This window comes from Leclercia sp. 119287 (assembly GCF_009734485.1).
In the GTDB taxonomy this organism is placed as follows: domain Bacteria; phylum Pseudomonadota; class Gammaproteobacteria; order Enterobacterales; family Enterobacteriaceae; genus Enterobacter; species Enterobacter adecarboxylatus_C.
The window spans coordinates 1,862,663-1,880,031 of record NZ_CP046445.1 but is presented as its reverse complement, the minus strand read 5'-3'; the positions used below and the strand labels follow the sequence as shown (position 1 = coordinate 1,880,031).

The window sequence follows — 17,369 nt, the reverse complement described above, 5'->3', positions numbered from 1 at the left end:
GTCCTGTTAACTCATTGACAGCAGTTGGTTAGCTTTGCCCGCGTTTTCATCAACGCTGGAGATCACCTTCATCTGCATTTCAAAACGGCGCGCGCTGGCAATCATGTCGGTCATCGCCGCCACCGGCTTAACGTTACTGCCTTCCAGCACGCCAGACATGACGCGAATGCTCGGGTCAGCCTGTAAGGTCGCGCCACGGGTGGCCTGCGCCGCCTGGGTCAGACGGAACATACCGTCGTCGCCACGCTGCACTTCGCTGCCTTCAGCTTTGACCAGCTTCAGGCGGCCAACCGGTGCCACGGTGTTCGGCGGGTCGCCCGGGTTCAGGGCCGAGATGGTCCCGTCTGCCGCGATGGTGATCTCCGAGCCTTCCGGCACGGTGATGGGACCGCCTTCGCCGATAACCGGATGTCCCTGGATGGTCAGTTGCCCGACCGCATCCACCTGGATGTTCCCGTTACGGGTGTAGCCTTCACTGCCGTCGGCCGTTTGCACCGCCAGCCAGCCGTCCTGCTGCAGCGCCACGTCGAGCGGGCGCGAGGTGTAGTCCATCTGTCCTGGCGTCATGTCGGCGCCCGGCGTGGATGCCGTGACCAGCGTACGCGTCGGCAGGGAGAGCCCTTCCACCGGGACGGCGCGCATGGCATTGAGCTGCGCACGAAAACCCGGCGTCGAGGCGTTCGCCAGGTTGCTGGCGGTGACGGCCTGCTGATTGAGCGTCTGGCTGGCGGCGCCCATCGCGGTATATATTGCGTGATCCATTAAGCTATCCCGTCAGCCACTTAGCGGAGGTTAACCAGCGTGTTGAGGATCTGGTCCTGGGTTTTGATGGTCTGCGCGTTAGACTGATAGTTACGTTGCGCGACGATCATATTGACCAGCTCTTTACTCAGGTCGACGTTGGAGGCTTCCAGCGCGCCGTTGGTCAGGGTACCGAAGTTACCGGAGCCCGCGGTGCCCAGCAGCGCCACGCCCGAAGACTGGGTAGCAGACCAGACGTTGTTCCCTTCAGACTGCAGGCCTTCGTTGTTGGCGAAGTTCGCCATCACGATCTGACCCAGCACCTGGCTCTGTTCGTTGGAATAGTTACCTACCACGGTACCGTCATCGTTGATCTGATAGCTCACCAGGTCGCCCGGCTTGTAGCCGTTCTGGTTGGTCGCCACGATGTTGTTCGCCCCGGTGTTCTGCTGCATGGAGTTCAGGAAGCTCAGGGAGAAAGTAACCGGCACCGCGCCGCTCAGCGCTGCGGTGGTGATGTCGATAGACGGACTGGTATTTTGGTCGTCAGCCAGGTTCCAGGTTTCTGGCGTGGTATTCTGAGCGATGTAGTTAGTCACCCCTTGCAGGTTACCGTTGGGGTCGAAACTCATCTGCGCGGCTTTGCTGATCTTGCCATTTGCTACACTGCCGTCCTGGGTATAGAGATCCCATTTGTTGTCTGCCGTTTTCACGTAGTAGACATACATGTTGTGGGCGTTACCCTGGTTGTCGTAAACGGTGATGGTGCCTTTCTTGTTGAAGCTGTCTGAATCCGGGTTGGCGTTGGTGACGTCAAACGGAATGGTCGGCACGCTGTCGGTGGAGTTCAGGTTAATCTGCTGCGCAGCGGTGCTGGTGGCTTTTGCCGACATCAGGGTGTTTGGAATGTTGATCGCCTGCGGGTTGGCACCGGTCTGCACCGTTGGCGGGCTACCTGCTGCCGGATAGCCGGTCAGCTGCAGACCCTGCATGTTCACCAGGTTGCGGTTTTCGTCCATGCTGAACTGGCCGTTACGGCTGTAATAGACCGAACCGTTGCTGTCGAGCATGCGGAAGAAGCCGCTCTGGCTGATAGCCACATCCAGGCCACGCCCGGTGTTGGTGGTGGTACCGTCTGAAAAGTCCTGGGTGATCCCGGCGACTTTAACGCCCAGACCCACTTTGGAACCGGCGAACATATCTGCGAACGACGCGCTACCGGACTTAAAGCCATAGGTCGCGGAGTTGGCAATGTTGTTACCAATGACGTCGAGGTTAGTGGCTGCAGCATTCAGGCCGCTGACCGCTTGTGAAAAGGCCATGAGTTACTCCTGGTAATGGTTTTAAATAATCTGCCGAACTTCGTCGAGCGTGGTAGTACCGTATGTGCCGAGATCCAGCGTGTTACCGCTGCTGCTGCGGATCACGCCCTGCACCATGGCAAACTGCAGTGGCTGTGCCACCAGCTGCGTGCTGCCGCTACTGGCGGAAATGGCCACGTTGTAAGAACCGTTTGGTGCCGTGGTGCCGTCGGTCAGGGTCCCGTCCCAGGTAAAGGTGTGAACACCCGCTTTCAGCTCGCCAATATCAATGGTACGCACCACCGCACCGTTCTTATCGGTGATGGTGGCGGTTACTTTGTCCGCGCTCTGCTGCAGCTCCACACCAAACGGGGTGGTTGAGGTGGTCGTCGAGCCTTCGGCACCGCTGGTGCCTGCCAGAACGGTCGAGCCCGGGATCATCACGCCATGGCCAATCAGCGTGCTGGCCTGCATCGACTGGCTGCTGTCGATCTGCCCGGAAATGGAGCCCAGCGTGGTGTTGAGTTTCTCGATGCCGCTCACCGTACTGATCTGCGCAAGCTGCGTGGTCAGTTCGTTATTCTGCATCGGGTTGGTCGGATCCTGGTTTTTCAGCTGCGCAACCAGCAGCGTCAGAAAGCTGCCCTGGAGATCGGAAGCGTTGCTTCCGGTAAGCGAGCTGCTGCCGGTGGCGCCGCTGACGCCAGTAGCAGTCGATCTGTCATTAACATTTACGGCAATGGACATTGATCTCTCCTTTACTGGCCCAGAGTGAGCGTTTTAAGCATCATGGCCTTCACGGTGTTCAGGACTTCTACGTTGGCCTGGTAGCTGCGGGACGCCGACATGGTGTTCACCATCTCACCGACCACATCCACGTTTGGCATTTTGACGTAGCCACTGGCGTCGGCCAGCGGGTTGCCCGGCTCGTACACCAGTTTGTCCGGTGCCTGGCTCTCAATCACGCTGGCCACTTTGACCCCGCCGGTTTGCGCACCCGGTGCTGCATCCACCTGGAACACCACCTGTTTGGCGCGGTAAGGTTGACCGTCCGGGCCCGCCACGCTGTCAGCGTTCGCCATGTTACTGGCGGCGACGTTCAGACGTTGGGACTGCGCGGTCAGCGCGGAACCCGCGATATCAAAGATATTGAGTAAGGCCATTACTAGTTGCCTCCCTGCAGAACGTTCATCATGCCTTTAATCTGCCCGCCGAGAACGGTCAGTCCCATCTGGTACTTGAGGCTGTTATCGGCGAACTGCGTACGCTCCCGGTCCATATCGACGGTGTTGCCGTCGAGGGATGGCTGATCGGGGATGCGATAAAGTAAATCGGTATTCGGTGTCGTCACGGTCTCTGCCGGAATATGGCGTGCAGAGGTCAGCGCAAGGGCGACACCGCTATTTTCGGCCCGACCACGCTCCATCACTTTCTTTAATTCACTGGAAAAATCGATATCGCGCGCCTGAAACCCGGGGGTATCGGCGTTAGCGATATTGGCGGCCAGAATCTCCTGACGCTGGGCGCGTAAGTTGAGCGCTTCCTGCTGAAAACGTAGCGCGGCGTCGAGTTTATCGAGCATGTCTCCTCCGCTGATGGCAAAATTTCAGTGGATAGCTTAAATCTCAACCCGTCTCCGTCATCGACGGAATAAGCGCAAAATGCGTCGCTATTTATTGCGTTGATGCCCACCCGCTACAGGTAGAATCCTGCTCATTCTGTAATCCGACGGTAACGGGCGATATGGCACTTAAACGTGGTTTGACCGCAATCCTGCTCCTCTGGAGCGCCTCCACTCTGGCGCAGGATCTTGATGCCCAGCTGACGGCGTTTTTTGCCCAGCGTCTGGCAGGGTTCAGCGATGAGGTTTCGGTGCAGATCCGCACGCCTGCCACCATGCTGCCCTCCTGTGAAACACCCGAATTCAGCGTCCCTGGAAACACCAGGCAGTGGGGCAACGTCAGCGTCACGGCACGATGTGACAATGAAAAACGGTTTATACAGGTTGCAGTTCAGGCGACGGGCGATTATGTTGTCGCGTCCCGGAACATCCCACGTGGTGCGGCCTTGCAGCCGGGTAGCGTTGCGCTGAAGCGAGGCAGACTGGATCAGCTGCCTCCGCGCACGATGCTGGATATTAACCAGGCGCAGAATGCCATTAGCTTGCGCGATCTGGTGCCCGGGCAGCCTCTGCAACTGTCGATGCTGCGCCAGGCCTGGCTCATTAAAGCCGGACAGCGGGTAATGGTGATCGCCAGCGGCGAGGGCTTTAGCGTTAACAGCGAAGGACAGGCGCTGAACAATGCGGCCGTGGCGCAAAACGCCCGCGTCAGGATGACCTCAGGCCAGGTCGTGAGCGGCACCGTCGATTCTGATGGGAATATTCTGATTAACCTATAATCTTTTTAAAGATTATGCGGCGACTGCCGATAAATCATTAACAAGTGATAATGTCAGGCGCTAACGCCGCCAACCCTCGATGAGGACAACACAATGAGCATTGATCGTACATCGCCCCTGAAGCCGGTTAGCACTGTACAACCTCGCGAACTGAGTGAGACTGCGACGGCAAAACCGCGCCCGCAAAAATCGGCCGCGGCTAACAGCACCAGCGTTACGCTGAGCGATGCCCAGGCGAAACTGATGCAGCCGGGCAGCAACGATATCAACATGGAACGTGTTGAAGCGCTGAAAACCGCGATCCGTAACGGTGAGCTGAAAATGGACACCAGTAAAATCGCTGACGCGCTGATTCAGGAAGCGCAAAGTTTCTTAGAGTAATCGCCGTATGAGTCGTCTGACGGAAATTATGGATCAAATGACGGTCGTCTTAAACGACCTGAAAACGGTGATGGACGCCGAGCAACAACAGCTCTCTGCCGGGAATGTGAACGGCAGCGCGCTGCAGCGCATTACAGAAGATAAAAGCTCCCTGCTGGCAACTCTGGATTATCTGGAGCAGCAGCGCCGTACCGAACAGTCCGCGCGCCAGAGTGCCAATGATGATGTCGCCGATCGCTGGCAAACTATTACTGAAAAAACACAGCGTCTGCGCGATCTCAATCAGCATAACGGCTGGTTACTCGAGGGGCAAATCACCCGCAACCAGCAGGCGCTGGACGTGCTGAAGCCGCATCAGGAGCCGGCACTGTACGGTGCCGATGGCCAGACTTCCAGCTCACGCAGCGGCGGGAAGAAGTTTTCGATTTAATTGTTGTGAGACAGACAGAAAAAGGGGAGCACCGACAGGCGCTCCCCTTTTTTGGCTTTACGCCGTGCGGCGGGCGAACTCTTTCACCTTAAAGCCCAGCACCGCGAGAGTCGCGAAGTAGGCCACGACGCCCACCACCACCACCGCCATCAGGCGCAGCAGACGATAAGGCATGGTGCCCAGCGACCAGTCAGGCATCACGTACAGCATGCCCACCAGCGCTGCGGCCATCACCAGCACCGCGATCACCAGACGTAACAGGAAGCTCGCCCAGCCCGGCTGCGGGGTAAAAATCTGCTGCTTTCTCAGCTGCCAGTAGAGCAGCCCGGCATTCAGACAGGCTGCCAGACCGATGGAGAGCGACAGGCCGGCGTGCTTCATTGGGCCAATAAACGCCAGGTTCATCACCTGGGTCATGATCAGGGTCACGATGGCAATCTTCACCGGCGTCTTGATGTCCTGGCGCGAGTAGAAGCCCGGGGCCAGCACTTTCACCACAATCAACCCCATCAGCCCGACGGAATAGGCCACCAGCGCCCGCTGGGTCATCAGGGCATCGAAGGCGCTAAATTTACCGTACTGGAACAAGGACACCACCAGCGGTTTCGCGAGGATCCCCAGCGCCACCGCGCTCGGCAGCGCCAGCAGGAAGCAGAGGCGTAACCCCCAGTCCATCAGACGACAGTACTCATCCTGGTTGCCGCTGGCGAAGCTGCGTGAGAGCGACGGCAGCAAAATAGTGCCCAGTGCCACCCCGAGTACCCCGGACGGGAACTCCATCAGGCGGTCGGCGTAGTACATCCAGGAGACGGAACCGGAGACCAGGAAAGAGGCGAAGATGGTGTTGATGATCAGCGAAATCTGGCTCACCGAGACGCCAAGAATGGCCGGGCCCATCTGCTTCACCACCCGCATCGCCCCGGCATCGCGCAGGTTAATACGCGGCAGCACCAGCATGCCGATCTTTTTCAGGTGCGGCAGTTGATACGCCAGCTGCAGCACGCCGCCCACCGTCACCGCCCAGGCCAGCGCCAGCACCGGCGGATGGAAGTGCGGTGCGGCGAACAGCGCAAAGCCGATCATGCTGACGTTGAGGAACGTCGGCGCAAACGCCGGGACCGAGAAGCGGTTCCAGGTGTTAAGGATCGCCCCCGCCAGCGACGCCAGCGAGATCAGCAGAATATAGGGGAAGGTGATGCGCAGCAGCTGTGAGGTCAGGGCAAATTTGTCGGCGGTATCGGCAAAGCCGGGGGCGGTGACCATGATCACCCAGGGCGCCGCCAGCATCCCGATTACCGTGACGATCGCCAGGGCGAGGGTCAGCAATCCAGAGACGTAGGAGACAAACACTTTCGTCGCGTCTTCCCCCTGCTTGCTTTTGTATTCCGCCAGAATGGGGACAAAAGCCTGGGAGAACGCGCCTTCGGCAAAGATACGGCGCAGCAGGTTAGGCAGTTTAAAAGCAACAAAAAAGGCGTCAGTCGCCATCCCTGCGCCAAAGACCCTTGCCACAATGGCGTCGCGCGCAAAGCCCAGCACGCGCGAAAACATGGTCATTGAGCTGACGGCAGCCAGCGATTTTAATAGGTTCATTAACGTGAATTTCCACTACCAGACGGCAAAACGCCTGCAAAGCAGGCGTGATTCTCGCCGGGTGGCGCTGCGCTTACCCGGCCTACAAGACAATAAAAGCGCCTAGTCTACTCGTAAAAAAACGAATTGCTATGGGCAGATGTTACAGCGGGTTATTCGCTCATGGCATCGCGCCAGAGCTTCTCCACGATACGCTGGGCGCGGATCGCCTGTTCACCCGCGGTTTCAGGAACCGTCTGATTTTGCACGCATTCGATGAAGTGACGCGCGCAGCCCGCAAAGCCGCGCTGTTCAAGAGTACTCTGCCAGCCCGGGATGGCCGGCGTAACGACATCTGCGCCGCGCTCCTCACGCCACTCGCGCATGTCGGTGATGTCCAGCAGCGCGCCGTCCGTTACCGCCTGGATCCACTCGCGCTGGCTGCCCGCCCGGCGGTGCATGGAGGTGGTGATCTGCAGATTGCCCGCACTGAAATGGTGCTCGGCATAGACCATCGCCCCCTGCTCGTTGGTTTGCAGCGTGCCGCCGGTCAGTTGGACATTATCGCCCGCCAGCCACAGGGCAGTGTCCACCACGTGCAGATAATCATCCAGCAGGGTAAAGCGCAGATCGTTGGGCCCGATGCTGTCGGCGCGGTGTTTATCCATCCGCAGCGAGGCCGCATCGTTCAGCTGCGGTTTCAGCTGCTGGTAGAGCGGCGCGAAGCGGCGGTTAAAGCCGACCATCAGGGTGAGCTTCTTCCGCGCAGCGAGCTCAATCAGGCGCTCGGCGTCGGCCAGGTTGTCAGCCAGCGGTTTATCGACGCAAACATGAACACCGGCCTGCAGCAGCTCGCTGACCACCTGATAGTGGGTGACGGTGGAGGTGTGGACAAAGACCACATCACACTCCCGGGCCAGATCCTGTAACGATGAATAATAAGGCATGCGTACGGACTCGCAGATCCTTAGCGCCTTATCCCGCGACGGCGACCAGGCGCCCTGTAACGTCCAGTCTGTCGCGGCGCTCAGCACCGGCAACCAGGCTTTCTGCGCGATACCGCCCAGCCCTACAACGCCTACACGTAATTTTGCCACCGTTAATCCCCCAGATGTGCCAGCAGCGAATCGAGTCGCTGTTTCAATTCTTCGACTTCATTCTCCAGCGCCTCAACGCGGGCCAGCAAGGTTTCATCCGCAACCGGCGCTGCGGCCTCTGACGTCGCAACGGAGGTATCAACCTCGCCGCTGAAGAGGTGCATATAGCGGCTTTCGCGCTTGCCCGGCTCGCGCGCCAGACGCAGGACAAAGGGCCCATCTTCACGGGCAGCAAGCCCCTCAAGCGCCTGCTCTACCTCCTGCATATCGGCGAACTCGTGCATGCGCGCGGCTCGGGTGCGCAGCTCGCCGGGCGTCTGCGCCCCACGCAGTAGCAGAGTGGCGATCAGCGCCACTTCGGCAGAGTTCAGCTTCAGGGCGCCAAACTCGGAGTTGCAAAAACGCTGCTCATATTTGGTGACGCGATTGCCAAAGCCGCTGACGGTGCGCAGATAGTGGCGTTTAACCAGCGCATCAAGCTGATCCTGCACCTCATGCTCGGCGAGGTTCATCACCGGTTCACGGTTGGTTTTCTGATTACAGGCCAGGGTGACCGCATTCACCGAGAGCGGATACTGTTCCGGCGTGGTGACCTGCTTTTCCAGCAGACAGCCAATGACGCGCGCTTCTGTGGCGGTTAATTGGTATTTCATCTCTGTTCCTTAGCGCCCCGCGCTCCACTCTTTGGTTGTCAGCGCCGTCAGGACATGATCGCGCCATTCGCCATCAATCAGCAGATAGTCTTTGGCGTAGCCCTCTTTTTCGAACCCGAGGCGCGCCAGCAGATCCCCGCTGCGCTGATTGTGCGGCATGTAGTTGGCCATAATGCGGTGCATATGCTGGGTACGCTGCATATAGCGGATTGCCGAGGTTAAGGCCTCAAACATCAGCCCCTGCCCCTGCCATTTTTGTCCGATGGAGTAGCCCAGATAGCAGGCGTGAAACGATCCCCGCACCACGTTAGAAAAGTTGGCGATCCCAATGATCTCTTTCTCATCAGGATCGAGCAGGGCAAAATAGAACGCCGAACCCTGCTTGTGGAACTCGGCAATCATGCTCAGCCGGGCCTGCCAGCCGGAAGGATAACAGTGGCTTTCATCCCGCACGGGTTCCCAGGGTTTTAAAAACTGACGATTCTCGGCGTAGTAGTCCGCCAGACGCCAGGCATCACGCTCATGAACCAGACGAACCACCAGCCGGTCAGTCGTGAGGCGCACTTTCGGCACATTACTGCGATAGCCAAACATGGATACAACTCCTTCCTGTTACAACCTTGACCCGTTAGCTTTACTATACCTGCGCCGTTGCCGTCTGGGAAAACAGTGACATACCATTTTGAAGACTTTTCACATTTTTCGATGAAAAGCCTCAATCAAAGTACCCTTTTGATAAAAAAATATTGTCGCCTGCGCTGTGGGAAAAACTCCGGCGAAACCGCAGAATATTAGCGCGCTTATCATCTTTATTCCCCTGGAGGGGAAATGTCCCGTATCTCACAGGCCCGGAGTCTGGGTAAGTACTTCCTGCTCGTCGATAACATGCTGGTTGTGCTCGGCTTTTTTGTCGTTTTCCCGCTTATTTCGATTCGCTTTGTCGATCAGATGGGCTGGGCGGCGCTGATGGTCGGCATTGCCCTGGGGCTGCGCCAGTTCGTTCAGCAGGGGCTGGGGGTGTTTGGCGGCGCAATTGCCGACCGCTTCGGCGCTAAACCGATGATCGTCACCGGCATGCTGCTGCGGGCGGCGGGGTTTGCCACCATGGCGATCGCCCATGAACCATGGCTGCTGTGGGTCTCCTGCTTTATCTCCGGTCTTGGCGGCACGCTGTTCGACCCACCGCGCACGGCCTTAGTGGTCAAACTGATCCGCCCTCAGCATCGCGGACGTTTTTTCTCCCTGCTAATGATGCAGGACAGCGCCGGGGCGGTGGTGGGCGCGCTGCTGGGCAGCTGGCTGCTGCAGTATGATTTTCGTCTGGTCTGCGCCACGGGCGCGGTGCTGTTTATCCTCTGCGCGGCCTTCAACGCCTGGCTGCTGCCCGCCTGGAAACTCTCCACCGTCAAAGCGCCGGTGCGTGAGGGATCGGATCGGGTCTGGCGCGATAAACGCTTTATCACCTATGTGCTGACCCTGGCGGGCTATTACATGCTGGGAGTACAGGTGATGCTGATGCTGCCGATCATGGTTAACGATGTGGCGGGCTCCCCGGCGGCGGTCAAATGGATGTACGCCATTGAGGCCTGTCTCTCCCTGACCCTGCTCTACCCCATTGCCCGCTGGAGCGAAAAACGCTTCCGCCTTGAGCACCGCCTGATGGCGGGCCTGCTGCTGATGTCCCTGAGCATGCTGCCCATCGGGATGGTGGGCTCCCTGCAGCAGCTGTTTATGCTGATCTGCACCTTCTATATCGGCTCAATTATCGCCGAACCGGCCCGCGAAACCCTGAGCGCCGAGCTGGCCGACCCGCGTGCGCGGGGCAGCTATATGGGTTTCAGCCGACTCGGGCTGGCGATTGGCGGTGCGCTGGGGTATGCCGGGGGCGGCTGGTTGTTCGATGCCGGAAAAGCCTTCCACCAGCCTGAGCTGCCGTGGGTGATGCTGGCGTTAATCGGCGTGATCACCTTCTTTGCGCTGGGCTGGCAGTTCAGCCATAAACGCCGCGTGCCCGGCATCCTGGAGCCTGGCGCCTGATCGATACCGCAGACGGATATCAGTTTTTTCTGCTGGTCTGACTCACTCTCCCCTGACATACTGGCGCGTCAGGATTGAAGCGCTGACATTATGTCGAGGAAAACCATGAAGAAGATCGTTATTGCCACTGCGTTGATCGTCAGCGGCCTGCTGGTTGGTTGTAATCAGCTCACCCAGTACACCGTCAGTGAACAGGAGATCAACCAGGCACTGCAAAAGCGCAATAACTTTGCGAAAGATATTGGCGTTCCGGGCGTGGCGGATGCGCATATTGTCCTGAGCAACCTTGCCAGCCAGATTGGCCGCGAGGAGCCGAATAAAGTGATGCTCTCCGGGGATGCCAGCCTGGACATGAACTCGCTGTTCGGCAGCCAGAAAGCCAATATCAAACTGAAATTAAAAGCGCTGCCGGTCTTCAATAAAGATCAGGGCGCCATCTATCTGCAGCAGATGGAGATCACCGACGCCGTAGTGTCGCCGGACAAGATGAAGCCGGTTCTGCAAACCCTGATGCCCTACCTGAACCAGTCACTGCAGAATTACTTTAATCATCAGCCGGCCTACATCCTGAGCGAAGATAACAGCAAGGGTGAAGCGCTGGCGAAAAAATACGCTAAAGGCATCGAAGTGAAGCCGGGTGAGATTGTTATCCCCTTCGTCGATTAACCTCCAGGGCGCTCCGGCGCCCTTTTTTTTGCGGAAAAGAGTGCAAACGAAAACGTTTCCCCCTATCCTTTGTGTCCGGCAAAAATCATCTCACTCAGCCGGAGCCTATCCATGACTGCACCATCCCAGGTTTTGAAAATTCGCCGCCCAGACGACTGGCATATCCATCTTCGCGATGGCGATATGCTGAATACCGTCGTGCCTTATACCAGTGAAATCTATGGCCGCGCGATTGTTATGCCAAACCTGGTGCCGCCCGTCACCACGGTCGATGCGGCGATTGCCTATCGCCAGCGCATTCTTGATGCCGTGCCTGCCGGTCAAGATTTTACCCCGCTGATGACCTGTTATCTTACCGACACGCTCGATCCTAATGAGATTGAACGCGGCTTTAACGAAGGGGTCTTTACTGCCGCCAAACTCTACCCGGCTAACGCCACCACTAACTCCAGCCACGGCGTGACCAGCATTGATGCCATTATGCCGGTGCTGGAGCGTATGGAGAAACTGGGGATGCCGCTGCTGGTGCATGGCGAAGTGACCCATGCCGAGATCGATATCTTCGACCGTGAGGCGCGCTTTATCGACACCGTGATGGAGCCGCTGCGTCAGCGCCTGCCGGGTCTGAAAGTGGTGTTTGAACACATCACCACCAAAGATGCAGCCGAGTACGTGCGCGATGGCAACGAGCTTCTGGCTGCCACCATCACCCCTCAGCACCTGATGTTCAACCGCAACCACATGCTGGTGGGCGGCGTGCGCCCTCACCTCTACTGCCTGCCCATCCTCAAACGCAATATCCACCAGCAGGCGCTGCGTGAACTGGTCGCCAGCGGCTTTGAGCGCGCCTTCCTCGGCACCGACTCCGCCCCGCACGCCCGTCATCGCAAAGAGGCTAGCTGCGGCTGTGCAGGCTGCTTTAACGCCCCTACGGCGCTGGCCAGCTATGCCCAGGTGTTTGACGAGATGAACGCCCTGCAGCATTTTGAGGCCTTCTGCTCCCTGAACGGCCCTCGCTTCTACGGCCTGCCGGTCAATGAAACCTTCGTTGAACTGGTGCGCGAAGAGAGCAGCGTGGTGGATTCTATTGCGCTGACGGATGACACCCTGATCCCGTTCCTCGCGGGTGAAACCGTGCACTGGACGGTAAAACGCTAAAAATTGTTGGCCCCCTGTTGTAAGTTCAATAATATAACTGTATAAATAACCAGTATATTACACAGGGGGCAACTATGCGTATCGAAGTGACCATTGCCAGAACAACTGCTTTGCCTGCCGGCGCGCTGGATGCGCTGGCGGGTGAATTATCCCGCCGTATAAATGATTCCTTCCCCGAACGCGAAGGTGCTGTCACCGTGCGTTATGCCGGGTCAAACAATCTGTCGGTCATCGGTGGCGCCAAAGAAGATAAAGCGCGCATCAGCGAAATTTTACAGGAAACCTGGGAGAGCGCTGACGACTGGTTTATTACCGATTAATTTTATCCCTCTTTGTTTTTTTTGCCGGGTCGCCCCGGCTTTTTTTCGTCTGTTCAACGTTAGTACGAATAATCTGACTAACTTCCTCAAAAATCATCAGCAAGATGATGTTTTAATGTTCAAACAATCCTAAAACGCACAAATTTGTTGTGCTGCCTGTTTCTTTTTCCCTTCAGAAGCCTTATTTATTGATATACTGAAATTGCTTCAGAAAAACACGCATTGAACCTCACAGTCGTTGTCTTTTAACACGTATTCAGGGGGTTATGATGGAAAAGAATAATGAAGTCATCCAGACACATCCGCTTGTTGGCTGGGATATCAGCACTGTAGATAGCTACGACGCACTGATGCTGCGTTTGCATTACCAGACCCCAAATCACCCTGACACCGAAGAAGCGGAAGTTGGGCAAACGCTATGGTTAACAACAGACGTTGCACGTCAGTTTATTTCTATTTTAGAAGCCGGTATTGCAAAAATAGAATCCAGTGACTACCAGGCAAATGAGTACCGGCGACATTAATGTCATGTCTAAACCTCACCCAAAAAGGCACCTTACGGTGCCTCATTTATTTCGCCCTTGTATAACCGTCACGTCTTAATTACCCTGCTAAGCAACGAAACGCGTAAAGAGAATCTGATGAAATACGATTTAATTATTATTGGCAGCGGATCTGTCGGTGCAGCGGCAGGTTATTACGCAACACGCGCCGGTCAAAACGTCCTGATGATTGATGCCCATATGCCGCCCCACACCGAAGGAAGCCATCACGGCGACACCCGCCTGATGCGTCACGCTTACGGGGAAGGTGAACGCTATGTGCCGCTGGTTTTACGCGCGCAGGCGCTGTGGGATGAGCTGGCCGACATCAGCGGCGAACCGCTCTTCGAACGCACGGGGGTGGTCAATCTGGGACCGTCGGATTCCTCTTTCCTGGCAACCGTTGAGCAGAGCGCCCGCCAGTTCAATCTTAATCTTGAGCGTCTGGACGCGGCGGCGGTGATGAAGCGCTGGCCTGAAATCCAGGTTCCTGAGGGTTATATCGGTCTGTTTGAGGCCGAGTCCGGGGTCCTGCGTAGCGAGCTGGCGATCAAAACCTGGATTGCGCTGGCAAAAGAGGCGGGCTGCGCGCAGCTGTTTAACTGCCCGGTCACCGCGATTTCCCATCAGGACGACGGCGTCACCGTCGAAACCCCGGAGGGTCCGTATCGTGCGGATCGCCTGCTGGTAAGCGCCGGTACCTGGGTATCGCGTCTGGTGCCCGGCCTGCCGATCCAGCCGGTGCGCAAGGTCTTCTCCTGGTTCCAGTCCGACGGGCGTTACAGTCATCAGAATCGCTTCCCGGCCTTCACTGGCGAACTGCCAGATGGAGATCAGTTCTACGGCTTCCCGTCAGAGAAAGATGCGCTGAAGATCGGTAAACACAACGGCGGGCAGGTTATCAACTCCCCGGAAGAGCGCAAACCGTTCGGTGCCTGGCCTGGCGACGGCTCTGAAGCATTCAAATTCCTGCGCAACGTGCTGCCGGGTATCGGCGGCCTGTTATACGGGGCAGCCTGCACCTATGACAACACGCCGGACGAAGACTTCATCATCGATACCCTGCCGGGCCATGATAATACGCTGCTGATCGCCGGCCTGAGCGGCCACGGGTTCAAATTTGCCAGCGTGCTGGGTGAGATTGCCGCGCAATTCTCACAGCAGATCGCCCCGCCGTTTGATCTCACGCCTTTCTCCCTGTCGCGCTTTAGCCGATAATGCTGTCAGGCTTCGGGTTGCCGAAGCCTTTCATCATCTCCATTACCGGTACCCTCATGCGTCGTATTGTTAATTATGTGGTCAATAATATTCGCGAGCATCTGATGCTCTATATTGTGCTGTGGTCGTTACTGGCGATCCTCGATATTCTGTACATTGTATTTTTCTGATGAGACATATTGACAAAAACTGACGATTCTTAAGATAACTATAATTTCACAATAAATTATTTGAACATCATTAAATCGTCATAACCCGCCTTAAATCAGCCTATATCACAAAGCATTAACAGCCACATTGACCATCTTTACTTATTTTTATTCGAAATAATTGAACGAATAAAATTAATAATGAATATCTGTAAATATCATTTGCATTAATGTTTCCTCCACGCCATTTTGAGCGCTTACTTATTAATGACGGTATTCTCAATGCAGGTGCGTAATTCCCCCACACGCTATGGCGTTATTTCCATGAGTTTACACTGGCTGATGGCTATTGCGGTGTATGGCATGTTTGGCCTTGGATTATGGATGGTGACCCTCAGCTATTACGATGGTTGGTATCACCAGGCACCAGAGCTGCACAAAAGCATCGGTTTTATGCTGATGCTGGCGCTGGTAGTGCGTCTGCTGTGGCGCCGTTTTTCCCCGGTGCCGCCTGCGCTGAAAAGCCAGTCGCGCGTCACGCGTCTGAGCGCCGCCGCCGCGCATTTTGCCCTGTATGCGGTGCTGTTCGCCATTCTCATCAGCGGCTATTTAATTTCCACCGCCGACGGCAAGCCGATCAGCGTCTTTGGCCTGTTTGACGTCCCTGCCCTGCTGGCGGATGCCGGGGCGCAGGCCGATCTGGCCGGGACCGTCCACCTGTGGCTGGCCTGGGGCGTGGTCTCGTTATCTGCACTGCATGGTCTTGCGGCCATCAAACACCACTTTATCGACAAAGACGCCACCCTGACACGAATGTTGGGTAAAGCGTCACCTGACTCTGGAGCGTAAAATGAAAAAAAGCCTGCTGGGATTAACCTTAAGTTCTCTGCTGTTCACCACCGGCGCGGCGGTGGCAGCCGACTACAAAATTGATAAACAAGGTCAGCACGCCTTTGTGAATTTCCGCATCCAGCATCTGGGCTACAGCTGGCTGTATGGCACCTTCAAGGATTTCGACGGCTCCTTCACCTTTGATGAGGGTAATCCGGCGGCCGATAAGGTCAACGTGACCCTGAATACCAACAGCCTGGATACCAACCACGCCGAGCGCGATAAGCACCTGCGCAGCGCAGATTTCCTCAACGTGGCGAAATACCCGCAGGCGACCTTTACCTCGACCGAGGTGAAGAAGGATGGCGAGGGTCTGGATATCACTGGCGATCTGACGCTGAACGGCGTAACCAAGCCGGTTAAGCTGGATGCAAAACTGATTGGTCAGGGTGATGACCCGTGGGGCGGCAAACGTGCCGGGTTTGAAGCGACAGGCAAAATCCACCTCAAAGACTTTAACATCACCACCGATCTGGGCCCGGCGTCGCAGGACGTGGAGCTGATTATTTCGGTGGAAGGGGTACAGCAGAAGTAATGCCCTCGCCCGGTCAGCATGGCGCGACCGGGCAAGGTTACAGGGTTATTCCGGGTCAGGAATACCCAGGCGGGTGTTCAGACGCCCACGCGATTTATTAAAGATCTTATTGCCGTTCTCGCGGCCCGCACGGCGGCGGCGCTGCTCCTCTTCCGGCAACATACTCTCCTCGCTACACAGCTCGCTGCAGCAGCCGTTGAACTTCTCAGCGCAGGCAGGACACTGAATAAACAGCAGGTGACAGCCGTCGTTTTTGCAGTTGGTATGGGTGTCGCAGGCAGTGCCGCACTGATGGCAATGGGCGATCACATCGTCAGAGATACGCTCCCCCATCCGCTCGTCAAAGACGAAGTTCTTGCCGATAAAACGCACCGGCAGCCCCTGTTCACGCGCGCGACGGGCATACTCAATGATCCCGCCCTCGATATGCCAGACTTTATTGAAGCCCTGATGCTTCATGTATGCGCTGGCTTTTTCGCAGCGGATCCCCCCGGTGCAGTACATGACAATTTTCTTGTCCTTATGCTCCTGCATCATCTCAACCGCTTTCGGCAACTGCTCGCGGAAGGTATCTGCCGGGATTTCAAGCGCGTTTTCAAAATGGCCCACTTCATATTCGTAGTGGTTACGCATATCGATAAACACGGCGTCGGGATCGTCGAGCATGGCGTTAACGTCGGCCGCTTTCAGGTACTCACCCACATCGCTGGCGTCAAACGTCGGGTCGTCAATGCCGTCGGCCACAATGCGTTCGCGCACTTTCAGGCGCAGCACCCAGAAAGATTTGCCGTCATCGTCGAGGGCAACGTTCAGGCGCAGGCCGTCCAGCGCCGGGTCAAAGGCGTACAGGAAGTCACGCAGGGCCTCGACGTTGCTTTCAGGCACGCTGATCTGCGCATTGATACCTTCGTGCGCCAGATAGATGCGGCCAAAGACGTTCAGGGCAGTTAACGCCTTATACAGTGCGTCACGCGTGGCCTGTGAGTTAACGACGGTGAAATATTTATAGAACGAGATCGTCGTGCGCGGCTCGGTTTCAGCCAACATGCGCGCTTTCAGCTCTTCGTTCGAAATGAGGTTGTGTAACACTGGCATGGTGTACGGTTCCTGCAATCGTAGTGAGAATGAAAATCGGGCGGCATCATATAGCAAACAATGAGAATTTACATCCCTTCATTTTGCGCTACATTTCATACCTCTTAATGCCCGGGCAATAACATTTGACGTTTTTATGAACATTCCGTTGTCATCCGTTTTGGATATGAAACGAATAATGCG

22 protein-coding genes are annotated in these 17,369 nt (G+C 56.7%); 12 read left to right on the top strand and 10 right to left on the bottom strand.

Features of this window, described 5'->3' with window-relative positions; all coding sequences use genetic code 11:
- Positions 1-6: 6 nt before the first annotated feature.
- The 5 genes from GNG27_RS09055 to flgB are packed head-to-tail and all read right to left on the bottom strand — an operon-like array spanning position 7 to position 3,624.
- Complete coding sequence (locus tag GNG27_RS09055) at positions 7-762, bottom strand: flagellar basal body rod protein FlgF (protein WP_142489067.1); 756 nt, start codon at positions 760-762, stop codon at positions 7-9.
- 20 nt (positions 763-782) lie between these two features.
- Positions 783-2,063 (bottom strand): flagellar hook protein FlgE, encoded by a 1,281-nt coding sequence (gene flgE, locus GNG27_RS09050; protein WP_156263455.1) that lies wholly within the window; start codon positions 2,061-2,063, stop codon positions 783-785.
- A 21-nt stretch (positions 2,064-2,084) separates the two neighbouring features.
- Positions 2,085-2,789: a flagellar hook assembly protein FlgD gene (gene flgD, locus GNG27_RS09045; RefSeq protein ID WP_142489065.1), complete on the bottom strand. Its 705-nt coding sequence runs from the start codon at positions 2,787-2,789 to the stop codon at positions 2,085-2,087.
- A gap of 11 nt (positions 2,790-2,800) precedes the next feature.
- On the bottom strand, positions 2,801-3,205 hold the full coding sequence (flgC, locus tag GNG27_RS09040) for a flagellar basal body rod protein FlgC (protein WP_142489064.1): 405 nt from the start codon (positions 3,203-3,205) through the stop codon (positions 2,801-2,803).
- Between the two features lie 2 nt (positions 3,206-3,207).
- Positions 3,208-3,624 (bottom strand): flagellar basal body rod protein FlgB, encoded by a 417-nt coding sequence (gene flgB, locus GNG27_RS09035; protein WP_142489063.1) that lies wholly within the window; start codon positions 3,622-3,624, stop codon positions 3,208-3,210.
- Positions 3,625-3,785: 161 nt separating this feature from the next.
- Here flgB and flgA point away from each other — a divergent pair, with 161 nt between their 5' ends.
- The 3 genes from flgA (at position 3,786) to flgN (ending at position 5,253) form a co-directional block, all read left to right on the top strand.
- Positions 3,786-4,442: a flagellar basal body P-ring formation chaperone FlgA gene (gene flgA / locus GNG27_RS09030; protein WP_156263454.1), complete on the top strand. Its 657-nt coding sequence runs from the start codon at positions 3,786-3,788 to the stop codon at positions 4,440-4,442.
- A gap of 93 nt (positions 4,443-4,535) precedes the next feature.
- On the top strand, positions 4,536-4,823 hold the full coding sequence (flgM, locus tag GNG27_RS09025; protein WP_156263453.1) for a flagellar biosynthesis anti-sigma factor FlgM: 288 nt from the start codon (positions 4,536-4,538) through the stop codon (positions 4,821-4,823).
- 7 nt (positions 4,824-4,830) lie between these two features.
- On the top strand, positions 4,831-5,253 hold the full coding sequence (flgN, locus tag GNG27_RS09020; RefSeq protein ID WP_142489060.1) for a flagella biosynthesis chaperone FlgN: 423 nt from the start codon (positions 4,831-4,833) through the stop codon (positions 5,251-5,253).
- Positions 5,254-5,310: 57 nt separating this feature from the next.
- On the opposite strand, the gene murJ is transcribed toward flgN, so the two are convergent.
- From murJ to rimJ, 4 genes are all read right to left on the bottom strand, one after another.
- A complete protein-coding gene (gene murJ, locus GNG27_RS09015; RefSeq protein ID WP_156263452.1) occupies positions 5,311-6,846 on the bottom strand; it encodes a murein biosynthesis integral membrane protein MurJ in 1,536 nt (511 codons plus the stop codon).
- Positions 6,847-6,998: 152 nt separating this feature from the next.
- Entirely contained in the window at positions 6,999-7,922 is a 924-nt protein-coding gene (locus GNG27_RS09010) for a Gfo/Idh/MocA family protein (protein ID WP_156263451.1), read from the bottom strand.
- A gap of 2 nt (positions 7,923-7,924) precedes the next feature.
- Positions 7,925-8,575 (bottom strand): YceH family protein, encoded by a 651-nt coding sequence (locus tag GNG27_RS09005; RefSeq protein ID WP_156263450.1) that lies wholly within the window; start codon positions 8,573-8,575, stop codon positions 7,925-7,927.
- A gap of 9 nt (positions 8,576-8,584) precedes the next feature.
- Positions 8,585-9,169: a ribosomal protein S5-alanine N-acetyltransferase gene (gene rimJ, locus GNG27_RS09000; RefSeq protein WP_039028904.1), complete on the bottom strand. Its 585-nt coding sequence runs from the start codon at positions 9,167-9,169 to the stop codon at positions 8,585-8,587.
- 234 nt (positions 9,170-9,403) lie between these two features.
- Here rimJ and mdtH point away from each other — a divergent pair, with 234 nt between their 5' ends.
- The 9 genes from mdtH (at position 9,404) to GNG27_RS08955 (ending at position 16,091) form a co-directional block, all read left to right on the top strand.
- A complete protein-coding gene (mdtH, locus tag GNG27_RS08995; protein ID WP_156263449.1) occupies positions 9,404-10,612 on the top strand; it encodes a multidrug efflux MFS transporter MdtH in 1,209 nt (402 codons plus the stop codon).
- Positions 10,613-10,717: 105 nt separating this feature from the next.
- Positions 10,718-11,278 carry a lipoprotein gene (locus GNG27_RS08990; protein ID WP_156263448.1) on the top strand — a complete coding sequence of 187 codons (561 nt, stop codon included), beginning with the start codon at positions 10,718-10,720 and terminating at the stop codon, positions 11,276-11,278.
- Positions 11,279-11,389: 111 nt separating this feature from the next.
- Positions 11,390-12,436: a dihydroorotase gene (pyrC, locus tag GNG27_RS08985; RefSeq protein WP_156263447.1), complete on the top strand. Its 1,047-nt coding sequence runs from the start codon at positions 11,390-11,392 to the stop codon at positions 12,434-12,436.
- Positions 12,437-12,510: 74 nt separating this feature from the next.
- Positions 12,511-12,756, top strand: a complete 246-nt coding sequence (gene dinI / locus GNG27_RS08980) for a DNA damage-inducible protein I (RefSeq protein ID WP_156263446.1) — start codon at positions 12,511-12,513, stop codon at positions 12,754-12,756.
- 269 nt (positions 12,757-13,025) lie between these two features.
- Positions 13,026-13,280 (top strand): biofilm formation regulator BssS, encoded by a 255-nt coding sequence (gene bssS, locus GNG27_RS08975; protein WP_142489051.1) that lies wholly within the window; start codon positions 13,026-13,028, stop codon positions 13,278-13,280.
- A gap of 117 nt (positions 13,281-13,397) precedes the next feature.
- Positions 13,398-14,516 (top strand): N-methyl-L-tryptophan oxidase, encoded by a 1,119-nt coding sequence (solA, locus tag GNG27_RS08970; RefSeq protein WP_156263445.1) that lies wholly within the window; start codon positions 13,398-13,400, stop codon positions 14,514-14,516.
- A 56-nt stretch (positions 14,517-14,572) separates the two neighbouring features.
- A complete protein-coding gene (locus tag GNG27_RS08965) occupies positions 14,573-14,686 on the top strand; it encodes a YceO family protein (RefSeq protein WP_142489049.1) in 114 nt (37 codons plus the stop codon).
- A gap of 261 nt (positions 14,687-14,947) precedes the next feature.
- Positions 14,948-15,514, top strand: coding sequence for a cytochrome b (locus tag GNG27_RS08960; protein ID WP_156263444.1), 567 nt, complete (start codon positions 14,948-14,950; stop codon positions 15,512-15,514).
- A gap of 1 nt (position 15,515) precedes the next feature.
- The gene (locus tag GNG27_RS08955) at positions 15,516-16,091 is read left to right on the top strand and encodes a YceI family protein (protein WP_156263443.1); all 576 of its coding nucleotides are present in this window, start codon (positions 15,516-15,518) and stop codon (positions 16,089-16,091) included.
- A gap of 45 nt (positions 16,092-16,136) precedes the next feature.
- On the opposite strand, the gene GNG27_RS08950 is transcribed toward GNG27_RS08955, so the two are convergent.
- Positions 16,137-17,186, bottom strand: coding sequence for a rhodanese-related sulfurtransferase (locus tag GNG27_RS08950; RefSeq protein WP_156263442.1), 1,050 nt, complete (start codon positions 17,184-17,186; stop codon positions 16,137-16,139).
- Positions 17,187-17,369: the final 183 nt, after the last annotated feature.